This is a genomic window from Georgenia sp. EYE_87 (assembly GCF_023148685.1).
GTDB lineage: Bacteria > Actinomycetota > Actinomycetes > Actinomycetales > Actinomycetaceae > Georgenia.
The window spans coordinates 364,410-384,657 of record NZ_JAHXNL010000002.1 but is presented as its reverse complement, the minus strand read 5'-3'; the positions used below and the strand labels follow the sequence as shown (position 1 = coordinate 384,657).

The following is a 20,248-nucleotide window of genomic DNA, read 5'->3' as shown; positions in this document are numbered from 1 at the left end:
GGTCCCGTCCGGCGTCAGCCCTTGGTGATGTCGTAGACGAAGAACTGGGAGTTCAGGCCGTTGACGGGGTAGCCGGTGACGTCGCTCGAGGAGACCACGATCTGGGGGTAGAGGTACAGCCAGACGCTGGCGGCGTCCTCCGCGATCTGCCGGTTCACCAGGCGCAGCTTCTCCGTCTGCTCCTCCGGGGTGGCGGCCTGCTCGGCCTCCTGCACCCAGGCGGTGACCTGCGGGTTGTCGTAGCCCCAGTAGAAGTCCGGGTTGCCGTACCAGACGACGTCACGGTCGTTCACGTGCTCCTGGAGCGTGGCCTCGAAGTCGCGCTCCTGGAAGACCTTGGAGTACCACTCGTCGGCGGAGATGGGGTTGATCTCCACCGTGACGCCCACCTTGGCCAGCTCGCTCTGCACGAATTCGGCCACGATCGGGTGCGGGTCGTACGTGGGGGTGTCGAGCGTGAACGAGAACCCGTCCGGGTGCCCCGCCTCAGCGAGGAGCTCCTCGGCGAGGGCGGGGTCGTAGGGGTTGACGTCCGTGAGGTCCTCGTACCAGGGGTCGGTCGGCGGCACCATCGACCCGATGAGGGTGCCGTACTCGCCCCACACGGAGCTCAGCAGCTTCTCCCGGTCGATGGCCGAGTAGACGGCCTTGCGGACCTCGACGGTGTCGAAAGGCGCCACCCGGTCGTTGAACGCGAGGAGCTCCTTGGTGGTGGAGGTCCCTTCGGCGATGGTGTAGTCGGGGTTGTCCTCGAACTGGGCGAGGCTGTCCGGGCTCTGGATCGAGGTCAGGACGTCGACCTCGTTCGTCAGCAGGGCGTTGCTCATGGCGCTGGCGTCGGTGAAGTAGTGGAAGACCACCTCGGCGTTGGCCGCGGGCTCGCCCCAGTAGTCGTCCCACCGGGCCAGCGACAGGCTGGACCCGCGGGTCCAGTCGCCCACGGTGTACGGCCCGGTGCCGTCCTCGGCGGTCTTGAGGTCTCCGGCCTCGGTGTTGACGATCCACACGTAGGAGAGGTTGTAGGGGAAGGAGATCGACGGCGTCGCGAGCGTGAAGACGACCGTCCGCTCGTCCGGCGTCTCGATCGTGGCGAGCGGCTCGAACGAGGACTTCCGCGCGGACTGCGACGACTCCGCCGTGACGCGCTCGACACTGCTCTTCACGTCCGCGGACGTCAGCGGCTTGCCCGAGTGGAACGCGACCCCCTCGCGCAGCGTGACGGTGTACGTCAGGCCGTCCGGGCTGACCGAGTAGTCCTCGGCGAGCAGGTTCTCGACCTCGCCGTCGTCGGTGAGCCGGAAGAGGCTCTCGTAGACGTTGCCGTTGAGCGCCTCCGTCACGCCCTGGCCGCCGCCGTCGACGTTGCTGAGGTTCTGGGGCTCGTAGAGGGAGCCGACGTGGATGACGGCATCGGTCGACGTCTCGCCGCCGGTCGCGGTGTCGCCGCTCTCGCCCGAGGAGCCGCACGCGGCCACAAGGGACATCGCGGCGAGCAGGGCGGCGCCGGCCGCCAGGGTGCGGGCTCTTCTCATGGGCGGAACTTTCTTCTCTCCGACGGCGGACCTCCCGCCGACCCTCAAAACTAACCCGGACGGCGGTGCCACGCGCCAACGGGGGCGGGGCGGTACCAGGGGCTGAGACCGGAGCGCCGCACGAGCCCCGCCGCGTCGGAGGGCGTCGGCGGTCCGGCGGACGGCTCGTCAGCGGTCCGGCGGACGGCTCAGGCACCGGACGGCTCAGGCAACCGTGCGGTACCGGTACCGGACGGCTCAGGCCCCCGGTCCGGGAGGACCGAGGGCCTGAGGAGCGACGCTACGACGCAGGGGGCGTGGCCGCCCTACCCACCTACTTGTTGCGCACGAGCGCGCGGCCGAGGTCCGCGTTGAGGGTGCTGATGACGTCCAGCGGGATCTCCTTGGGGCACACCGCGGCGCACTCGCCGATGTTGGTGCACCCGCCGAAGCCCTCGGCGTCCTGCTGCTGCAGCATGTTGATGACGCGCGCCTCCCGCTCGGGCTGGCCCTGGGGCAGCAGGCCGAGGTGGGTCACCTTGGCGGCGGTGAACAGCATCGAGGAGGCGTTCGGGCAGGCGGCCACGCACGCGCCGCAGCCGATGCAGGCGGCGGCCTCGAAGGCGCGGTCCGCGTTCTCCTTCGGCACCGGGGTGGCGTGCGCGTCCGGCGCCGCCCCGGTGTTGACGGAGATGTAGCCGCCGGCCTGGATGATCCGGTCGAAGGCCGAGCGGTCCACCACCAGGTCCTTGATGACCGGGAACGCGCTGGCGCGCCACGGCTCGAGCGTGATCTTGTCGCCGTCCTTGAACGAACGCATGTGCAGCTGGCACGTCGTGGTGCGCTCGGGCCCGTGGGCCTGGCCGTTGATCACGATGCCGCACATGCCGCAGATGCCCTCGCGGCAGTCGGAGTCGAACGCGACCGGGTCCTCGCCCCGGGCGGTGAGCTCCTCGTTGAGGACGTCGAGCATCTCCAGGAAGGACATGTCCTCCGTGACACCCATGAGCTCGTAGGCCACCAGGCGGGGCTCCGCGTGGGGGCCGGCCTGGCGCATGACGTTGAGGGTGATCTTCACTTGTAGCTCCGCTGCTTCATCTCGACGTACTCGTACTTGAGGTCTTCCTTGTGGAGGACGGGCGCCCCGTCGGGGCCGCCGTGCTCCCATGCCGCGACGTACGCGAACTCGTCGTCGTGACGCAGCGCCTCGCCGTCCTCGGTCTGGGACTCGGCGCGGAAGTGGCCGCCGCAGGACTCGCGACGGTGCAGGGCGTCGATGCACATGAGCTCGCCCAGCTCGATGAAGTCGGCCACCCGGCCGGCGCGCTCGAGGGCCTGGTTGAGCTCGTCGGCCGCGCCCAGGACCTTCACGTCGCGCCAGAACTCCTCGCGCAGCGTGCGGATCAGGTCGATGGCCTTCCGCAGACCCTCCTCCGTGCGCTCCATCCCGCAGTACTCCCACATGATGTGACCGAGCTCCTTGTGGAAGGAGTCGACCGAGCGGGTGCCGTTGGTGCTCAGGAACCGGCGGACGCGGTCCTTCACGGACTGCTGCGCCTCGACGACGTCGGGGTGGGTCTCCGGGATCTTCTCGAACGGGGCGTCCGCGAGGTAGTCGTTGATCGTGTTCGGAAGGACGAAGTACCCGTCCGAGAGGCCCTGCATGAGCGCCGAGGCGCCCAGCCGGTTCGCGCCGTGGTCCGAGAAGTTCGCCTCGCCGGTGACGAAGAGCCCCGGGATCGTGGACTGCAGGTCGTAGTCCACCCACAGGCCGCCCATCGTGTAGTGCACGGCCGGGTAGATGCGCATCGGGACCTGGTAGGGGTCCTCGCCGGTGATGCGCTGGTACATGTCGAAGAGGTTGCCGTACTTGGCCGCGACCGCGGGGCGGCCCATGCGTTCGATGGCCTCCTTGAAGTCGAGGTACACGCCGCGGCGCACGCCGTCGACCGCCGGGCCCACGCCCTTGCCGTCGTCGCACTGGTACTTCGCCGCCCGGGAGGCGATGTCGCGGGGGACGAGGTTGCCGAAGGCCGGGTAGATGCGCTCGAGGTAGTAGTCGCGCTCGTCCTCGGGGATCTCCCGCGGGTCGCGGGTGTCGCCGGCCTTCTTGGGCACCCAGATGCGCCCGTCGTTGCGCAGCGACTCGCTCATCAGGGTCAGCTTGGACTGGTACTCGCCGGCCACCGGGATGCAGGTGGGGTGGATCTGCGTGTAGCAGGGGTTGCCGAAGAAGGCGCCCTTGCGGTGCGCGCGCCACGTGGCCGTGACGTTGGAGCCCATCGCGTTGGTGGAGAGGTAGTAGACGTTCCCGTAGCCGCCGGTCGCCAGGACGACGACGTCGGCCAGGTGCGTCTGGATCTCGCCGGTCACCATGTCGCGCGCGACGATGCCGCGCGCACGGCCGTCGACGACGATCAGCTCGAGCATCTCGTGCCGGGCGTAGGTCTTCACCGTCCCGGCGGCCACCTGGCGCTCGAGCGCCTGGTAGGCGCCGATGAGGAGCTGCTGCCCCGTCTGGCCGCGGGCGTAGAACGTGCGGGAGACCTGCACGCCGCCGAACGAGCGGTTGTCGAGGAGGCCGCCGTACTCGCGGGCGAACGGCACGCCCTGGGCGACGGCCTGGTCGATGATGCTCGCGCTGACCTCGGCCAGGCGGTACACGTTGGACTCGCGGGAGCGGAAGTCGCCGCCCTTGACGGTGTCGTAGAACAGCCGGTAGACGGAGTCGTTGTCGTTCTTGTAGTTCTTCGCGGCGTTGATGCCGCCCTGCGCGGCGATGGAGTGCGCGCGGCGCGGGGAGTCCTGGTAGAAGAACGTGCTGACGTTGTAGCCCGCCTCGCCGAGCGTGGCCGCGGCGGAGGAGCCGGCCAGGCCGGTGCCGACGATGATGATGCTCATCTTGCGGCGGTTGGCGGGGTTGACCAGGCGCGCGGAGAACTTGCGCTGCTCCCAGCGGTTCTGGAGCGGTCCGGCGGGCGCCTTCGTGTCCGCGACCGGGGCGCCCTCGCGGTACAGGCCCGCGACGAGGTTCTCGGTGGTCTCGATGGTGGAAGTCATCAGTTCTGGGTCCCTCAGTTCACGAAGCCGAGCAGGATGGCGGTGGGCGGGAGCATGAAGCCGACCAGCAGCGCCGCCGCGACGAGGTAGGCGACGACGTTGATGGCGCGCTGCCGCGTCCGGTCCGAGGCGCCCAGCGTCTGCAGGGAGCTCCACACCCCGTGGCGCACGTGCATCGTCAGCATCACGATCGCGACGAGGTAGACCAGGTACAGCCACCAGTGCGAGAACGCCGCCACGAGACGCTCGTACGGGCTGTCGAACGTGCCGCCGACGTTGATGGTCAGCGTCGTGAACTGCAGCAGGTGGAAGATGATGAAGGCCAGCAGGATCACGCCGCCCCAGCGCACGGTCCGGGCCGAGTAGGTCTGTGCCGTCCGCTTGCTCACCACGTAGCGGCGGGGCCGGGCGGTGCGGGCACGGCGCCACAGCGCGACCGCCGCCCCGACGTGCACCACGACGGCAACCAGCAGCACCACGCGCTGGATCCACAGGAAGCCCTCGTGGGGGAGGTAGGGGTACAGCAGCGTGCGAAGGCTGTGCGCGTAGCTGTCGAACGCCTCCTGGCCGGAGAACGCCTTGAGGTTGCCGTACATGTGGGCGAGGACGAAGAGGACGAAGAGCAGGCCCGAGATCGCCATGGCCCACTTGAGGGCGACAGTGGTGTATCTCGCTCGGCGCGGCGTCGTCGGCACTGTGGACGTGACCATGGTCCTGATGGTACCGAGTGCTGGGTCACACTCCGGTCACGCGGCAGCAAAACAAGTCGGCGCCCGTTCGCCTGGCGGTCACTCAACCTGCGAGATGACGCCGCGGACTGTCCTGGATCGTGAGCGACGTCACACCATGATGAGGGAACCGTTCGCCCACCGAACGGGTTCCGCCCGATCTGAACGGCACCCCGCCTGCGCCTCACCCCACGCGACCGGGGAAGGGTCGGCGGCTGTCGCCGCCTGAGCGAGGGGCGCCCACCCCGTCGCCGACCTCCCGCACACCCCCGACCGGCCGCGCGGGCCGGCGCCGCCCCCCGGTCAGGGCTGCGGGCCGGTGGCGGCGGGCCGCGCCGGGTCCGCCGACCACTGCGACCACGACCCCGGGTACAGGGTGGCGTCGACGCCGATGCTCGCGAGCGCGGCCACCTCGTGGGCCGCGGTGACCCCGGAGCCGCAGTAGACGCCGACCGCCGCGCCTGGCCGGACGCCCAGACCGGCGAACCGCCGGCGCAGCTCCGCCTGCGGGAGGAAGGTGCCGTCGTCGGCCAGGTTCTCGGTGGTCGGGGCGCTGCGGGCGCCGGGGACGTGACCGGCGCGCGGGTCGACCGGCTCGTGCTCGCCGCGGTATCGCTCGCCCGCCCGCGCGTCGAGCAGGACACCGGGCCAGGCGGCCGCGCCGTCGGCGTCGGTGGTCCGCATGCCGGGGCCCGCGCCGCCCGCGGCGAGCGGGAGGACCACGTCACCGGGCTCGGGGACGACGTCGCCGCTCTCGAGCGGCAGGCCGGCGCGGCGCCAGGCGGCGAGGGCGCCGTCCAGGATGCGCACGTCGCGCAGCCCGGCCCAGCGCAAAAGCCACCACGCCCGGGCCGCCGAGGTGCCACCGGCGTCGTCGTAGACGACCACCCGTCCGCCCCGGCGCAGGCCCCAGCGGCGGGCCGACTCCTGCAGGTCGGCGGGGTCGGGCAGCGGGTGGCGGCCGGCGGCCGGGGCCGGGGGCGCGGCGAGCTCCCTCTCGAGGTCGACGAACACCGCGCCGGGGACGTGGCCGGACCGGTAGGCCGGCCGCCCGTCCGGCTCCGCCAGCGACCACCGGACGTCCAGCACCGCCGGCGGGTCCGGCGCGGCCAGATCGCGCGACAGCTCCTCGGCCCCGATCAGCACCTGCTCACGCATTCTCTGCTCCCTCCTGCGGTGTGCGGGCCGGCACGCCGTGCGCGGCGGGTCCGCCGGTGAGGGCCGGTCCGCCGGTCTCGGCCGGTCCGCCGGTCTCGGCCGGTCCGCCGGTCTCGGCGCCCACGGGGCCGGGCGTGGGCGCGAGCCGGGCCCGCATGACGACGGCGTCCTCACCCTCGGCCTGGTAGTAGTTGCGCCGGCGACCGATCGGCTCGAACCCGGCGCGCGCGTACAGCCGCTGCGCCCCCGCGTCGCCCGCGCGGACCTCGAGCAGCACGGTGCGGGCGCCGTGGGCGCGCGCGTCCGCCAGCAGCGCGTCGACGAGCAGCCGGCCGATGCCGCGGCGGCGGTACGGGGCGTCCACGCCGACCGTCATCACCTGAGCCTCGGTACCGGCCGCGAGCCCCGCGTACCCGACGACGAGCTCGCCGTCGGCACGGTCGACGACGGCGGCCAGGTAGGTGCGCCCGGGCGCCCGCGTGAGCTCCTCGAGGTAGGCGCCACGGCTCCAGGCGCCGGCGCCGAACAGCTGCTCCTCGAGCTCCATGACGCGGTCGAGGTCGCTCTCCCGCAGCGGGCGCAGCCGGACGTCCATGACCCTCAGGACGCCCGTTTGGGCGCCGCGGCGGTGTGCACGTCAGGCCGGCGCAGGTAGCGCGGCTCCGTGCCCAGCTCCACCTGCTCCCCGGCGGCACGGCGGGCGAGGCGCGCGGCGACGATGCGGGCGAGAACCGCCGGGTCGACGGCCACCGGCAGGTCCGCGGTGGCGGGGAGCTGCTCCGGGTACAGGACGGCGCCCGCGCCCGCGACGGCGAGCCCCGACGCGATCCCGGCCCGGTGGGTCTCGGCGACGACCGCCGGGGCGGCGACCTCGGGCCCGGCGAGGCGGGCGACGTCGTCGGGACCGTCCGCCCGGTAACGGCCCCAGTAGACCTCCTTGCGGCGCGCGTCGGTGACCACGAGGACCTCGCGGGACCCGTCCACGGCGGCGTCCCGGCGGTCGAGGGCGTCGAGGGCCTGGCGGGCGAGGGCGTCCAGGGAGCACACGCCGTGCACCTCGATGCCGCGGCCGCGGGCGAAGACGTGTGCCGTGACCAGCCCGGCGCGCAGGCCGGTGAAGGGGGCGGGGCCCGTCCCGACGGCCACCGCGTCCGGCGCCGGCGCGTGGGCGAGGACGCCGTCGAGGAGCGGGGCGAGGGTCTCGGCGTGGCGGCGCGGGTCGGCGCCCTCCGCGCGGTCGAGCACGGTGACACCGCCGGGACCGGTCTCGACGAGGGCGACGGCGCTGCCGGCGGAGGTGTCCAGGCTCAGGATGTGCACCGCACCAGGGTAGTGCGCGAGCGGCGCGGGCCCTCGCCGGCGGGCTGGCTCAGCGCTGGGCGCCGCGACTCCGCGGGCGGGTCCGCGGGCGCGCCGGCCTTGTCTCGCGGACGTCCGCGCCGTCACCCTCGCGCCGCAGCCACACCACGAGACCGGCCCAGCCCAGCAGCAGCAGCAGGGCGGCCGCGACCCAGGCGGCCGGGGCCCACGAGTGCGCGTCGGGCAGGGCGGAGCCCGGCTGGTTCGGGTCGGCCACCGCGTAGCGCTCCTGCACGAAGGGGCGGTAGACGTCGAGCGCGACGGCGCCGGCGAGCGACGCGCGCGCGGCGTCGTCGAGCGGGAGCACCTCGCCTGCGGCGACGGTGAACCAGGCGTCGAGGGGCACGTCGTGGACGACGGGCTGGGCCGGTCCCAGCGCGAGCAGGGCGTCGGCGAGGTCCGGGGCGGAGCGGAGCTGCTCGGCCCCGACCACGCCGTTGGTGTCCAGGCCCGCGACGAGGACGCCGACCCCCTCCGGGCCAAGGCTCAGGGGCGCCACCCAGCGCGACGTCACCTCGAGCGGCGGATCGGCCTCGCCGCCGGCGCGGAACCCGGCGGACCACGTGCTGACCGTGCGCACGAGGCCGATCTCGACGGCGCCGCGCTGCTCGGCGGAGAGGTCGAGCTCGGCGCCGCCCTGGGTGCTGACGACGTCGGCGGCCTCCGTGCGGAACCACTGCGCGACCTTCTCCGGCACCCCCTCGGCCACCGGCGGCGCCTGCGTCACCGGCCCCACCTCGGCGGTGGCGGCCGCGGGGCCGGCCGGGGCGAGCAGCATGAACAGACCGATCAGCGCCAGCACCCCGGCCCGCAGGTGCCGGGCCGCGCGGGGTCCCCCTCCCCTGGTCACGGCCGGCGGGCGTCGAGGACCGCGGCCAGATCCACGCCGGCCCAGCGCTCCCCCACCGCTCGCACCTCGACCTCGCGCGCCGCGGGCGCGGCGAGGTCCTCCAGGGCGGCGGCGGCGTCGAGGCGGGCGCCGCCGTCGGGGCCGGCCCCGCCGCCGGGAAGTCCCCCGCCGCCGGGGACGGCACCGCCGTGCGACGCTGCACCGGCGCCGGGCCCTGCACCCCCCGCCCCGTGCGGGCGGCGCAGGTCGATCTCGAGCCGGTCGGCGGACAGCGTCTCCACCTTGCCCGCGCCCCACTCCACGACCGTGACGGAGTCCTCCAGCGAGGTGTCCAGGTCCAGCGCGTCGACCTCGTCGAGCGACCCCAGCCGGTAGGCGTCGACGTGGACCAGGTCCGGGCCGTCCCCGAGCGCCGGGTGCACCCGCGCGATGATGAACGTCGGCGAGGCCACCTGGCCGCGCACGCCGAGTCCGGTGCCGATCCCCTGGGTGAGGGTGGTCTTCCCGGCGCCGAGGTCGCCGGAGAGCAGCACCAGGTCCCCGGCGCGGAGCACCGCGGCCAGGCGACGTCCGAGGTCGCGGGTCGCGTCGGCGTCGGGAAGAGTCAGCGTCAGGGTCACGGGCGGGCCTCCGGGTCGACGTGGATGCGCGGCACGCGGGCTCCGAGCCGCGTGACGATCTCGTAGTTGATCGTGCCGCTGGCCGCCGCCCAGTCGTCGGCGGAGGGCTCGGCGGCGCCGTCGCCGAACAGCACGGCCACGTCCCCCTCGCGCACGCCCGCGCCCTGGGGGCCGAGGTCGACGACCACCTGGTCCATGCACACCCGCCCGGCCACGTGCAGCCGCCGCCCGCCCACGGTTACGGGGCCGCGGTCCGACGCCGCCCGCGGCACGCCGTCGCCGTACCCGAGGGGGACGACGGCGATGTGGGTGTCCGTGGTGGTGCGTGCGGTGTGACCGTAGGACAGCGGGGTGCCGGCGGGCGCGGGCTTGACCACGGTGAGACGGGCCTCGAGCCGCATGGCCGGGCGCAGCCCGAGCTGGGCGCCCCCGGCGATGCCGGGTGCCGGGGTGAGGCCGTAGACGGCGATCCCGGGGCGGACGAGGTCGAAGTGGGTGGCGGGGTGGAACAGGGTGCCCGAGGACGCCGCGAGATGGCGGACCTCGGGCCGGACGCCGGCCCGCTCCGCCTGCGCGAGGGCCGCGGTGAAGACGGCGGTCTGCTGCGCGGTGGCGGGGCTGTCGGCGTCGTCGGCGCACGCCAGGTGGGACCAGATGCCGACGATGTCCACGGCGCCCTCGGCGCGGGCCTGGGAGGCGGCGTCGAGCAGGTCGCCGAAGGCCTCGGGGCGGGCGCCGCCGCGGCCCATGCCGGTGTCGACCTTGAGGTGGAGCCGGGCGGTGCGCCCGGTGGCGCGGGCGGCCGCGGCGATCTCCTCGACCGCCCAGGGCGCCGAGGCGGACAGGTCGAGGTCCGCCTCCAGCGCGCGCCCGAGGGGTGCGCCGGGGGCGAACAGCCAGGTGAGGATGCGAGGCCGGGCGGTGGCCGTGCGGACCCCGGAGTCGGGTGCGGTCCCGGTGCCGGCGTCCAGCCCGGCCCGCAGCTCGAGGGCTTCGGCGAGCTGGGCGGCGCCGAGCCACGTGGCCCCGCCCGCGAGCGCCGCCCGGGCCACGGGCAGCAGGCCGTGACCGTAGGCGTCGGCCTTCACCACCGCCATCACCTGCGCGCCGGGTGCGGCCGCGGCGAGGACCCCGAGGTTGTGCCGGATCGCGGAGAGGTCGACGACGGCGCGGGCGGGGTGCGTGCCGGCGTCCGCCGCGGACCGGGCCGTCGTCGAGGGAACGGGAAGACTCACGCGCCCCAGTGTCCCACCGTGTCAGGCAAGCACCGTGCGCAGCGCCGCCGGCAGGGCGGCGGCGACGTCGCCTGCGGCGATCGGCACCCCGGTCAGCACCGGGGCACCGGTCCGGCCCGGTGCGCCCGTCCACCCCGGGACGCCCGCCCGCACCGGGGCACCGGCCCGCGCCGCCTCGGGCGGCAGGCCGGCGGCGATCCTGGCTGCGCGGCCGTGCACGAGCGCGGCGGCGGCCGCGAGCGAGGCCGGCACGCCCACCCCCTCGGGCAAGCCGCCGGCCAGGAGATCTCCGTAGGCGGCCAGCAGGGCCCCGAGGACGCCCGCGAGCACGTCGCCCGCCCCGGCGGTGGCCAGCCACGGCGTGGCGTCGTGCTGGGCGTAGAGCGGACCGTCCGGGGCGGCGACCACGGTGGTCGGCCCCTTGAGCAGCACGGTGGCGCCGGTGAGCTCCGCGGCCAGGCGCGCGTGCCGGGCGGGGGCGGCGGTGACCGCCTCGCGCCCGGTCTCCTCCCCGCGCGCCGTGAGCAGCGCGGCCAGCTCGCCCGCGTGCGGGGTGAGCACGGCCGTGGCCGGCAGGTCCGGGAGGTGGTCCTCCTCGTGCAGCAGCGTCAGGGCGCCGGCGTCAAGGACCACCGGCTGGTGGGCGGCGAGCGCGGCGAGGAGGTGCTCGTACAGCTCGTGCGTCCGGGCGGCGTCGTCGGGGCCGACGCCGGGGCCGAGGACCCACGCCTGCACCCGACCCGGGACGGTGACGACCTCGGGGTGGCGGGTGCGGACGAGGGCGGAGGGCACCTCCGGGCCGAGGTAGCGCACCATGCCCAGGCCGGTGCGCAGCGCGCCGGCGGCGGCGAGGGCGGCGGCGCCCGGGTACGCCTGCGACCCCGCCGCGAGGCCGAGGACCCCGCGGGTGTACTTGTGGTCGTCCGGGCCGGGCACCGGCCACAGGTCCGCCACGTCCGCGGCGGTGAGGGAGCACGCCGCCGGTGGCTCGGCCGCGAGCGCGTCGAGGCCGAGCTCGACCACCTCGACCCGCCCCGCCAGGCCCGACGCCGGCGGCAGCAGGAGGCCCGGCTTGGCGGTGCCCATGGTGACCGTGACGTCGGCGGGCAGCACCGGGCCCGCCACGGTGCCGTCGTCGACGCCGATGCCGCTGGGGACGTCGACGGCGACCACGACCGGCTCCTGGGGCCAGCGGGCCCGCTCCTCGGCGAGGGCGGCGACGACGGCGGCGGCCGGCTCGCGCAGCGGCCCGCGGGCTCCGATGCCGGTCACCGCGTCCACCCACAGCCCGCACCGGCGGGCCAGTGCCAGCACGTCGGCGGCCGGGTCGGCACCGTCGAGGACGCGGTGGACGAGCACCCCGGCGGCGCGGGCGGCGGCGAGGCCCTCCGGATGGACGTCGTCGGAGACCAGGGCTGCGTGCACCTGGCACCCCCGCCGGACGAGGTGGGTGCCGGCGAACAGGGCGTCGCCGCCGTTGTTGCCGCCGCCGACCACCAGCAGCACCACGGAGCCGGCAACGCGGCCCCGCGCGCGCAGCTCGGCCACCACGTGGGTGGCGAGGGCGAAGGCGGCGGAGGCCATGAGGGGCTCCCCGGCCGCGAGGAGCGGTTCCTCCGCGGCGCGCACGGCCGCGGCGTGGTGGGCTCGGATCATGCCCCCATCGTGTCAGGACTCGGCGACCACCATCGCCGAGGCGATGCCGGCGTCGTGCGAGATCGACAGGTGCCACCGGGTGATGCCGAGCTGGGCGGCGCGCGCCGCCACGGTCCCGCGCAGCTCCACCACGGGCGGACCGCCCATGACCCGGTGCACGGTGCAGTCGTGCCACCGCATCCCGGCGGGGGCGCCGAGCGCCTTGGCGATCGCCTCCTTCGCCGCGAACCGGGCGGCGAGCGAGGCGTCCGGCAGCTCCCGCTCCTCCGGGGTGAAGATCTTCTCCCGCAGGCGAGGGACGCGGTCGAGCTCGGCGATGAACCGGGCGACGTCGCACACGTCGATGCCCACGGAGACGATCATGCTCGGCCCGCGCGGTCGGCCGCCGGCCCGGGACCGGGCTGCGCCGTCGTCACTCCACCGTCACCGACTTGGCCAGGTTGCGGGGCTGGTCGACGTCGAGACCCTTGGCCGCGGCCAGCGCGCACGCGAAGATCTGCAGCGGCACCACGGTGACCAGCGGCATCATCAGCGTCGGCGTCCGCGGCACGCGGAAGACGACGTCGGCGAACTCGGTGACCGCCTCGTCGCCCTCCTCGGCGATGACCAGGGTGCGGGCGCCGCGGGCGCGCACCTCCTGGATGTTGGAGACCACCTTCGCGTGCAGGGTGGGCCGGCGGGGCGTCGGGACGACGACGAAGACGGGCTGGCCCTCGTCGATCAGGGCGATGGGCCCGTGCTTGAGCTCGCCGGCGGCGAAGCCCTCGGCGTGGATGTACGCGAGCTCCTTGAGCTTGAGCGCGCCCTCGAGGGCCACCGGGTAGCCGACGTGGCGGCCGAGGAACAGGACGGAGGTGGCGTCCTTCATGGACCGCGCGACCTCCTTGACCTGCTCCTCGCCGTCGATGACGTGCTGGATCTTGGCGGGGAGCTTGCCGAGCTCCTCGAGGTAGCCGGCGACCTCGTCGACGTACTTGTTCCCACGCAGCTGGGCGAGGTAGAGGCCGAGGAGGTAGCAGGCGGTGATCTGGGCGAGGAACGCCTTGGTGGAGGCGACCGCCACCTCGGGGCCGGCGTGCGTGTACAGCACGGCGTCGGACTCGCGGGCGATCGTCGAGCCGTGCGTGTTGACCACGGCGAGCACCTTCGCGCCCTGCTCGCGGGCGTGCCGGACCGCCATGATCGTGTCCATGGTCTCGCCGGACTGGGAGATGGCCACGACGAGGGTCTTCTCGTTCACGACCGGGTCGCGGTAGCGGAACTCGTGCGCGAGCTCGACCTCCACGGGGATGCGGCACCAGTGCTCGATGGCGTACTTGGCCACGTGCCCGGCGTAGGCGGCGGTGCCGCAGGCGATGACGATGATCTTGTCGACGCTGCGGAGCACGGCCTCGTCGATGCGCAGCTCGTCGAGGACGAGGTTGCCCTTGCCGTCGGTGCGGCCGAGCAGCGTGTCGGCCACGGCCTTGGGCTGGTCGTGGATCTCCTTCTCCATGAAGGTGGCGAAGCCGCCCTTGACGGCGGCCGCGGCGTCCCAGTCCACGGTGAAGCGGCGGGGGTGGACCTCGGCGCCCTGTGCGTCGACGACGCGGACGCCGTCGGCGGAGAGGGTCACGACCTGGTCCTGGTCGACCTCCATGGCCTCCTTGGTGGAGGAGATGAAGGCGGCGACGTCGGAGCCGAGGAAGTTCTCCCCCTCGCCCAGCCCGACGACGAGCGGGGAGTTGCGGCGGGCGCCGACGACGGTCCCGGGCTCGTCGGCGTGGACCGCGAGGAGGGTGAACGCGCCCTCGAGGCGGGCGGTGACGGCGAGCATCGCGGCGGTGAGGTCGCCGCTGCCGTCGAGGGTCTTGGCGAGGAGGTGGGCGACGACCTCGGTGTCGGTCTCGGAGGTGAAGGTCACCCCGTCGGCGAGGAGCTCGGCCTTCAGGGCGACGAAGTTCTCGATGATGCCGTTGTGGATGACGGCGAGGCGGCCGTCCTCGCTCAGGTGCGGGTGCGCGTTGACGTCGGTGGGGCCGCCGTGGGTGGCCCAGCGCGTGTGGCCGATCGCCGCGGTGGCGGCGGGCAGCGGGCTGTCCTCCAGCGCCCCGCGGAGGTTGGCGAGCTTGCCAGCACGCTTGGCCGTGGCGAGGCCGTCGGGTGTCACGAGGGCGACGCCCGCGGAGTCGTAGCCGCGGTACTCCAGGCGGGCCAGCCCCTCCATGGCCACGTCGAGCGGACGGTTGCTCGGGGTTGCGGGACCTACGTACCCGACGATTCCACACATGGCTGCAGAATAACTTCCGGGGCGGGTGCCTCCGTGCGCTTGTGAGCAGACCCACGTGGCCCCGCCGCCGCCGGGCGGCGGGAGCCGGGTGTGCGCGCGCGGGGCCCTGGGTGCGAGACACTGTCCGCCGTGTCCTTCCCGCGTACGACGACGTCCGCCGCCAACCCCTTCGTGGAGTTCGACCGTGCCTCCTGGTCACGGCTCGCCGCCTCGACCCCGCTGCCGCTGACGACGGCGGACGTGCTCAACCTCCGCGGTCTCGGCGACCCGATCGACCTTCCCGAGGTCGACGTCGTCTACCGCCCGCTCTCCGGGCTGCTCCAGCTCTACGCGGCCGCGACGGGGGCGCTGCACCGCGCGACGTCGACGTTCCTGGGCGAGCGGGCGACGCGGACCCCCTACGTGATCGGGGTGGCCGGGTCGGTGGCGGTGGGCAAGTCCTCCACGGCCCGCCTGCTGCGCGAGCTCCTGCGCCGCTGGCCGCAGACGCCGCGGGTCGACCTCATCACGACGGACGGCTTCCTCTACCCCAACGCCGAGCTCAGGCGCCGTGGCCTCCTCGAGCGCAAGGGCTTCCCGGAGTCCTACGACCGCCGGGCGCTGCTGCGGTTCGTGGCGGAGGTCAAGGGCGGCGCGGAGGAGGTCAGCGCTCCGCTGTACGACCACGTGACCTACGACATCCTCCCCGACCGCCGTCAGGTGGTGCGCCACCCGGACGTGCTGATCCTCGAGGGTCTCAACGTCCTCGCGCCCGCCCGGGCGCGGGCGGACGGGACGGCCTCGATGACGGTGAGCGACTTCTTCGACTTCTCGATCTTCGTCGACGCCCGCACGCGCGACATCAAGAGGTGGTACATCGAGCGGTTCCTGAAGCTGCGGCGCACCGCCTTCGCGGACCCGGCCTCCTACTTCCGCCGGTACGCCGACCTGGACGACGAGCAGGCCGTCGCTCAGGCGGAGGCGATCTGGGAGTCCATCAACGCCCCGAACCTGGCCCAGAACATCCTGCCGACGCGGGGCCGGGCGACGCTCGTCCTGACCAAGGCGGAGGACCACCGCATGCACCGCATGCGGCTGCGCAAGCTCTGAGCCCGGCGCAGGCGCCCAGGCCGCTCACCATCGCGGGCGCCCAGGCCGCTCACCATCGCGGGCGCCCAAGGCCGGCGGAGGCGCCCAAGGCTGGCGAGCAAGAAGTCCTGTGCCGAACAAGAAGACCTGAACCCGCTTGCTGGGCACGCGACCTCTTGTTCGACGGCCACCGTGCACGTTGTTCGACGGCCACCGTGCATGTTGTTCGACGGCCACCGTTTACGTTGTTCGACGGCCACCGTGCACGGTTGGGCGGCGGCCGGGCGGCTTCGGCCGCGGCTCAGCCGCCCACACACGCAGGTCTCGACCGCGGTGTCCACAGCCGCCGCGCACACACCCGTTCAGATCGTGGCTGCACGGGCACATTGAGCGACGTGCCACCTCCGATCCCCCGTCCGCGGGACCTACCCGCCATCGTGATGTCCCGGGACATCGGCACCGGTGCCGCACGGGCCGGCACCCGCAGCGGGGACCTCGTACGCGTGCGCCCCGGTGCGTATCTCGAGGGCCCCCTCCCAGCTCCGGCCTGGGCGGCCCGCGAGACGCTCGCACTGGCGCATGCCGCTGCGGTGGCGCGACAGCTGTCCGCGCCCGTGGTGATCAGCCACGAGTCGGCCGCGCTGATCCATGGCTGCTGGGTCCCCGGTCTCGACGGCACCACGCACGTTCTGCAGCGTTCGATGCCCAGCCAGCCCGGCAGCGACGACATCAGTCGGCACCACTCGCAGAATCTCCCGCCCGAGGACGTCACAGAGGTACATGGTCTCGCTGTCACCAGTCTCGAACGGACGATCACGGACTGCGCTCTGACTCTCGCCCCCAGACGGGCTCTGGCCGTCGCCGACAGCGGGCTGCGCATCCTGGCACGTCCCGACCGCTTCAGTCGCGACGGCTCCGTGGCGCGGGTCGAAGCGGTCCGCGCCAGGCTCTCGGCCCGCCTCGGGACTCTGCGCGGCGCTCGAGGTGTCGTGGGGGCGCGGGCGGTCATCGAGCACGCTGACGGGTTCTCCGAGTCACCGGGTGAGACGGACCTCCGGTGGATCGCCGCCTCGCGAGGTCTGCCGAAGCCCGTTGCCCAGCTACGCGTCGACACCGAGGAAGGCGCGTTCTATGTCGATCTCGGTTGGATCCTCGACGCTGAGACGGACGGCGGCGCGGTGCGCCGGCTCGTTGCGGCCGAGTTCGACGGAGAGGACAAGTACGCCGCCCCCACCTCGCCCCGGCAGGACGCGCGGCGGGACGACCGTACGTCCCTGTACGCCGAGAAGATCCGAGAGGACGCGATCCGTGGCACAGGCGCGACGTTCCACCGGTTCGTCAACCGTCACCTCCGGGATGCCGACGCCGTCTTCAGCCGGCTGTGCCGCGGCTTTCCTCCGAGTGTGCTCGCCAGCCTCGCTCCGGTGCCGGGGCTGATCCGTCGTCCGTGGTACCGCCAGGGCCGGTAGTCCTTTGTGCCGAGCAAGAACTCCGGCGCCGAGCAAGAAGGTCTGTACCCGGTTGCTCGGCATAGGACCGCTTGCTCGCGAGGGAGCCGCGAGCGCGAGGAGCCGCGAGCGCGGGGAGCCGCGAGCGCGAGGAGCCGCGAGCGCGACGAGGGCACCAACGCAGGCTGACGCGGCTCCGTCGCGGGCGACCAGCTCGCCGCATTGGGCCGGGCGTCAGACCGGGCCGGGTTCGCTCCCGGTGCGTTCGGCCTGCCGCGGGCGGGCCACCGCCCCGTCCGTGAGGTTAGTGCTGCCGTCGTGCCCGGCCTCGCGGCCCGTCCGGTCACCCGCGGCCTGGCGACCCACGTCGCGCGCGGCCACGCGGCCCACGCTCTCGCCCGTCGCCTCGCGACTCACGGCGTCCCCGGACTGGCGACTCACGCCCGCGTCCTCGCGGCCCACGCCGTCGCCCGCCGCCTCCTCCGTGTCGTCGTCCTCCACGTGCATGCGGACCGCAGGCGGCGGGAGGTCCGGGAACCAGCGTCGCTGGATGACGCCGAGAAGCTTGTCGACGGCGAACCCGGCCGCCACTCCGCCGGCCACGCCCACGGCGACGGCGATCAGCGGGTGCTCGTGGAGGAAGACGCCGGCGCCCAGGCCCATGAGCGTGGAGTACCCGCCCCAGACCACCGCGGCGATCGCGGCGATGCCGATGAACCGCTTGCGCGGGTAGCCGACGGCGCCCGCCGTCATGTTCACGGCCACCCGGCCGATCGGGATGAAGCGGGCGGAGAGGATGTAGACCGCTCCCCGGTGCGCCAGGGCCCGCTTCGCCCGGGCGAGCGCCGCGCGGCCGCGGGGGCCACGCAGGACCCGCAGGTTCTCGATGGGCACCTTCGTGCCGATCGTGTACGCGATGAGGTCACCGCTGAAGGCGCCCACCGCGGCGGCCAGCACGAGGAACCACAGGCTCGGGGCGTCGCCGCTCACCGAGAGCGCGGCCACCGCGATCACGATCGACTCGCTCGGCACCGGCGGGAAGAACCCGTCGATGGTCGCGAGCACCGTCACCGCGAGGAGGATCCAGGGGGACCCGGCGAGCCCCAGGACGAACTCCTCCACGGCCTGCATCAGCTCCATGGTGTCCTTCCGCAGGGCGAGCCCCGGGCACCCCGGGCCAGTCCCTGCAACGGTACGTCAGGCCCGGGGGCACGGGTATGGGGGTTGACCCCGAGAATCGACGGTCAGAGCGCCAGGCGCTCCTCGACGACGTCGGCCAGCCCGTGGGCGACGACCTCCGCCTCGTCCATCGTCGCGGCCTCGACCATCACCCGGACGAGCTGCTCCGTCCCGGAGGGGCGCAGCAGCACGCGGCCGGTGTCGCCGAGGCTCTCCTCGGCCCTGCGGACCGCCGCGGCGAGCGCCTCGTCGTCGGCGGCACGCGCCTTGTCCACGCCCTTGACGTTGACCAGGACCTGCGGCAGGCGCGTCACGATCGAGGCGAGGTCCGCCAGCGTGCGGCCGGTCTCGACCACGCGGGCGGCGAGCATCAGCGAGGTCAGGATGCCGTCGCCTGTGGTCGCGTGCCTGGAGTTGATGATGTGGCCGGACTGCTCCCCACCGAGGGTGTGCCCCCCGGCGCGCATCGCCTCGAGGACGTACCGGTCGCCCACCGCGGTCTGGACGGTCCTGATGCCCGCGTCGCGCATGGCGAGCAGCAGGCCGAGGTTCGACATCACCGTCACGACGAGCGTGTCGTTGGCCAGGTCCCCGGACTCCCGCATGGCGGTGGCGAGGAGGCCCATGATCTGGTCGCCGTCCACCAGCGTCCCGGTGTGGTCCACGGCCAGGCAGCGGTCGGCGTCGCCGTCGTAGGCCACGCCGAAGGCCGCCTCGGAGGCGACCGTCACGGCCTGGAGCTGCTCGGGGTGGGTGGAGCCGCACGCGTCGTTGATGTTGCGCCCGTCCGGCGAGGCGTTGATGACGACGACGTCGGCCCCCGCCTCCCGCAGCGCGAGCGGGGCGATGTCGCTCGCGGCGCCGTTGGCGCAGTCGACGGCGATGCGCAGCCCGCGCAGCGGCTGCCCGACCGCGCGCACGAGGTGGTCGATGTAGCTGCGGTCGGCCAGCGCCACGTCGTCGCTGATCCGGCCGACATCGGCGCCCACGGGACGCTCCCACGCGGCCTGGAGGCCGGCCTCGATCTGGTCCTCGATGGCGTCCTCGAGCTTGAAGCCGCCGTGGGCGAAGAACTTGATGCCGTTGTCCGGCATCGCGTTGTGCGAGGCGGAGATGACGACGCCGAGGTCGACGTCGGTGCTCGCCGTCAGGTGGGCGACCCCCGGGGTGGGCAGCACGCCGACCTGGGTGACGTCCACGCCCGCGCTGGCCAGCCCGGCGGCGATCGCGGAGGAGAGGAACTCGCCCGAGATGCGGGTGTCCCGCCCGATGACGGCGCGGGGCCGCCGGCCGGTGAAGTCCCCCGAGGAGGTGAGCACCCGGGCCGCCGAGGCGCCCAGGTCGAGGGCGAGCTCCGCGGTGACGTCGCGGTTGGCGAGGCCTCGCACGCCGTCGGTGCCGAAGAGTCGAGCCATGGTGCTACCTCCGAGAGAGTCCGGTTCTGCGGCGCCCATCGTGCCATCTTGTGCCCGGCGGCCACGCACGTGCCCAGCCCCGGAGCCCTGCTCCGCCGGGCAGGCGTCCCGGCCCCGGACGCACCGTGGCCCCGTCCGAGCATGCTCGGACGGGGCCACGGTTCAGGCGCAGATCAGCGCTTGGAGTACTGCGGGGCCTTGCGGGCCTTCTTGAGGCCGGCCTTCTTGCGCTCGACCGAGCGGTCGTCGCGCTTGAGGAACCCGGCCTTCTTCAGCGCGGGACGGTTCGAGTCGCGGTCGATCTCGTTGAGCGCGCGGGCGATGCCCATGCGCAGCGCACCGGCCTGGCCGGACGTGCCGCCGCCGTGGATGCGGGCGATGACGTCGAAACGGCCCGCGATGTCGAGCAGCGTGAACGGCGAGCTCACGAGCTGCTGGTGCAGCTTGTTCGGGAAGTAGTCCTCGAGCGAGCGCCCGTTGATCTTCCACTCGCCGGTGCCGGGGACGAGGCGCACTCGGGCGACCGCCTCCTTGCGGCGGCCGAGGGCCTGGCCGGGCGCGGTGAGGGACTGGCCCAGACCGGCCGCAGCCGCCTCTGTCTCGGTGGTGTAGCTGCTGGGGACGTTCTCGTCGTCCAGCTCGATGTCCGAAGTGGTCTCAGCCACAGTTCTCCTTCAGTCCTGTTCTGTGCC

The 20,248-nt window shown here is 73.9% G+C and carries 18 protein-coding genes; 2 read left to right on the top strand and 16 right to left on the bottom strand.

The features are described from left to right. Positions 1-14: 14 nt before the first annotated feature. The 13 genes from KZX45_RS05175 to glmS all read right to left on the bottom strand — a co-directional run bounded on the left by KZX45_RS05175 (position 15) and on the right by glmS (position 14,446). The gene (locus KZX45_RS05175; protein WP_248256625.1) at positions 15-1,532 is read right to left on the bottom strand and encodes an ABC transporter substrate-binding protein; all 1,518 of its coding nucleotides are present in this window, start codon (positions 1,530-1,532) and stop codon (positions 15-17) included. Between the two features lie 313 nt (positions 1,533-1,845). Then, on the bottom strand, positions 1,846-2,589 hold the full coding sequence (locus KZX45_RS05170) for a succinate dehydrogenase/fumarate reductase iron-sulfur subunit (RefSeq protein WP_248256624.1): 744 nt from the start codon (positions 2,587-2,589) through the stop codon (positions 1,846-1,848). Next, complete coding sequence (locus KZX45_RS05165; protein WP_248256623.1) at positions 2,586-4,571, bottom strand: fumarate reductase/succinate dehydrogenase flavoprotein subunit; 1,986 nt, start codon at positions 4,569-4,571, stop codon at positions 2,586-2,588. Before KZX45_RS05165 ends, KZX45_RS05170 begins: the two co-directional genes overlap by 4 nt. Before the next feature lie 14 nt (positions 4,572-4,585). Then, positions 4,586-5,281 (bottom strand): succinate dehydrogenase cytochrome b subunit, encoded by a 696-nt coding sequence (locus KZX45_RS05160; protein ID WP_248256622.1) that lies wholly within the window; start codon positions 5,279-5,281, stop codon positions 4,586-4,588. A 321-nt stretch (positions 5,282-5,602) separates the two neighbouring features. Further along, a complete protein-coding gene (locus tag KZX45_RS05155) occupies positions 5,603-6,457 on the bottom strand; it encodes a sulfurtransferase (protein WP_248256621.1) in 855 nt (284 codons plus the stop codon). Then, positions 6,450-7,052, bottom strand: coding sequence for a ribosomal protein S18-alanine N-acetyltransferase (gene rimI, locus KZX45_RS05150; RefSeq protein ID WP_248256620.1), 603 nt, complete (start codon positions 7,050-7,052; stop codon positions 6,450-6,452). Before rimI ends, KZX45_RS05155 begins: the two co-directional genes overlap by 8 nt. A gap of 5 nt (positions 7,053-7,057) precedes the next feature. Continuing rightward, complete coding sequence (gene tsaB / locus KZX45_RS05145) at positions 7,058-7,777, bottom strand: tRNA (adenosine(37)-N6)-threonylcarbamoyltransferase complex dimerization subunit type 1 TsaB (RefSeq protein WP_248256619.1); 720 nt, start codon at positions 7,775-7,777, stop codon at positions 7,058-7,060. 49 nt (positions 7,778-7,826) lie between these two features. Beyond that, a complete protein-coding gene (locus KZX45_RS05140) occupies positions 7,827-8,666 on the bottom strand; it encodes a hypothetical protein (RefSeq protein ID WP_248256618.1) in 840 nt (279 codons plus the stop codon). Then, on the bottom strand, positions 8,663-9,286 hold the full coding sequence (tsaE, locus tag KZX45_RS05135; RefSeq protein WP_248256617.1) for a tRNA (adenosine(37)-N6)-threonylcarbamoyltransferase complex ATPase subunit type 1 TsaE: 624 nt from the start codon (positions 9,284-9,286) through the stop codon (positions 8,663-8,665). The genes KZX45_RS05140 and tsaE overlap by 4 nt, the downstream gene beginning before the upstream one ends. Further along, positions 9,283-10,521 (bottom strand): alanine racemase, encoded by a 1,239-nt coding sequence (gene alr / locus KZX45_RS05130; protein WP_248256616.1) that lies wholly within the window; start codon positions 10,519-10,521, stop codon positions 9,283-9,285. The genes tsaE and alr overlap by 4 nt, the downstream gene beginning before the upstream one ends. A 21-nt stretch (positions 10,522-10,542) precedes the next feature. Further along, on the bottom strand, positions 10,543-12,177 hold the full coding sequence (locus KZX45_RS05125; protein WP_248256615.1) for an NAD(P)H-hydrate epimerase: 1,635 nt from the start codon (positions 12,175-12,177) through the stop codon (positions 10,543-10,545). A 12-nt stretch (positions 12,178-12,189) separates the two neighbouring features. Next, positions 12,190-12,540, bottom strand: a complete 351-nt coding sequence (locus KZX45_RS05120; RefSeq protein ID WP_248256614.1) for a holo-ACP synthase — start codon at positions 12,538-12,540, stop codon at positions 12,190-12,192. A gap of 49 nt (positions 12,541-12,589) precedes the next feature. Beyond that, a complete protein-coding gene (glmS, locus tag KZX45_RS05115) occupies positions 12,590-14,446 on the bottom strand; it encodes a glutamine--fructose-6-phosphate transaminase (isomerizing) (protein ID WP_248256613.1) in 1,857 nt (618 codons plus the stop codon). A gap of 129 nt (positions 14,447-14,575) precedes the next feature. Here glmS and coaA point away from each other — a divergent pair, with 129 nt between their 5' ends. Together coaA and KZX45_RS05105 are read left to right on the top strand one after the other, a co-directional pair. After that, on the top strand, positions 14,576-15,535 hold the full coding sequence (gene coaA / locus KZX45_RS05110) for a type I pantothenate kinase (RefSeq protein WP_248256612.1): 960 nt from the start codon (positions 14,576-14,578) through the stop codon (positions 15,533-15,535). 596 nt (positions 15,536-16,131) lie between these two features. Continuing rightward, complete coding sequence (locus KZX45_RS05105; protein WP_248256611.1) at positions 16,132-16,983, top strand: hypothetical protein; 852 nt, start codon at positions 16,132-16,134, stop codon at positions 16,981-16,983. A gap of 213 nt (positions 16,984-17,196) precedes the next feature. Here the strand turns inward: KZX45_RS05105 and KZX45_RS05100 are convergent, their stop codons facing one another. The 3 genes from KZX45_RS05100 to rpsI all read right to left on the bottom strand — a co-directional run bounded on the left by KZX45_RS05100 (position 17,197) and on the right by rpsI (position 20,221). Beyond that, entirely contained in the window at positions 17,197-18,102 is a 906-nt protein-coding gene (locus tag KZX45_RS05100; RefSeq protein ID WP_248256610.1) for a DedA family protein, read from the bottom strand. A 104-nt stretch (positions 18,103-18,206) separates the two neighbouring features. Further along, the gene (gene glmM, locus KZX45_RS05095; RefSeq protein WP_248256609.1) at positions 18,207-19,556 is read right to left on the bottom strand and encodes a phosphoglucosamine mutase; all 1,350 of its coding nucleotides are present in this window, start codon (positions 19,554-19,556) and stop codon (positions 18,207-18,209) included. 173 nt (positions 19,557-19,729) lie between these two features. Further along, positions 19,730-20,221, bottom strand: coding sequence for a 30S ribosomal protein S9 (rpsI, locus tag KZX45_RS05090; protein WP_248256608.1), 492 nt, complete (start codon positions 20,219-20,221; stop codon positions 19,730-19,732). Between the last annotated feature and the right edge of the window lie 27 nt (positions 20,222-20,248).

What these genes read in the sequence shown, in the direction of transcription:
- KZX45_RS05175 (WP_248256625.1), bottom strand. Translation starts at nt 1,532, where the DNA reads ATGAGAAGAGCCCGCACCCTGGCGGCCGGCGCCGCCCTGCTCGCCGCG.
- KZX45_RS05100 (WP_248256610.1), bottom strand. Translation starts at nt 18,102, where the DNA reads ATGGAGCTGATGCAGGCCGTGGAGGAGTTCGTCCTGGGGCTCGCCGGG.
- glmM (WP_248256609.1), bottom strand. Translation starts at nt 19,556, where the DNA reads ATGGCTCGACTCTTCGGCACCGACGGCGTGCGAGGCCTCGCCAACCGC.
- rimI (WP_248256620.1), bottom strand. Translation starts at nt 7,052, where the DNA reads ATGGACGTCCGGCTGCGCCCGCTGCGGGAGAGCGACCTCGACCGCGTC.
- KZX45_RS05155 (WP_248256621.1), bottom strand. Translation starts at nt 6,457, where the DNA reads ATGCGTGAGCAGGTGCTGATCGGGGCCGAGGAGCTGTCGCGCGATCTG.
- KZX45_RS05120 (WP_248256614.1), bottom strand. Translation starts at nt 12,540, where the DNA reads ATGATCGTCTCCGTGGGCATCGACGTGTGCGACGTCGCCCGGTTCATC.
- KZX45_RS05160 (WP_248256622.1), bottom strand. Translation starts at nt 5,281, where the DNA reads ATGGTCACGTCCACAGTGCCGACGACGCCGCGCCGAGCGAGATACACC.
- glmS (WP_248256613.1), bottom strand. Translation starts at nt 14,446, where the DNA reads ATGTGTGGAATCGTCGGGTACGTAGGTCCCGCAACCCCGAGCAACCGT.
- KZX45_RS05125 (WP_248256615.1), bottom strand. Translation starts at nt 12,177, where the DNA reads ATGATCCGAGCCCACCACGCCGCGGCCGTGCGCGCCGCGGAGGAACCG.
- KZX45_RS05165 (WP_248256623.1), bottom strand. Translation starts at nt 4,571, where the DNA reads ATGACTTCCACCATCGAGACCACCGAGAACCTCGTCGCGGGCCTGTAC.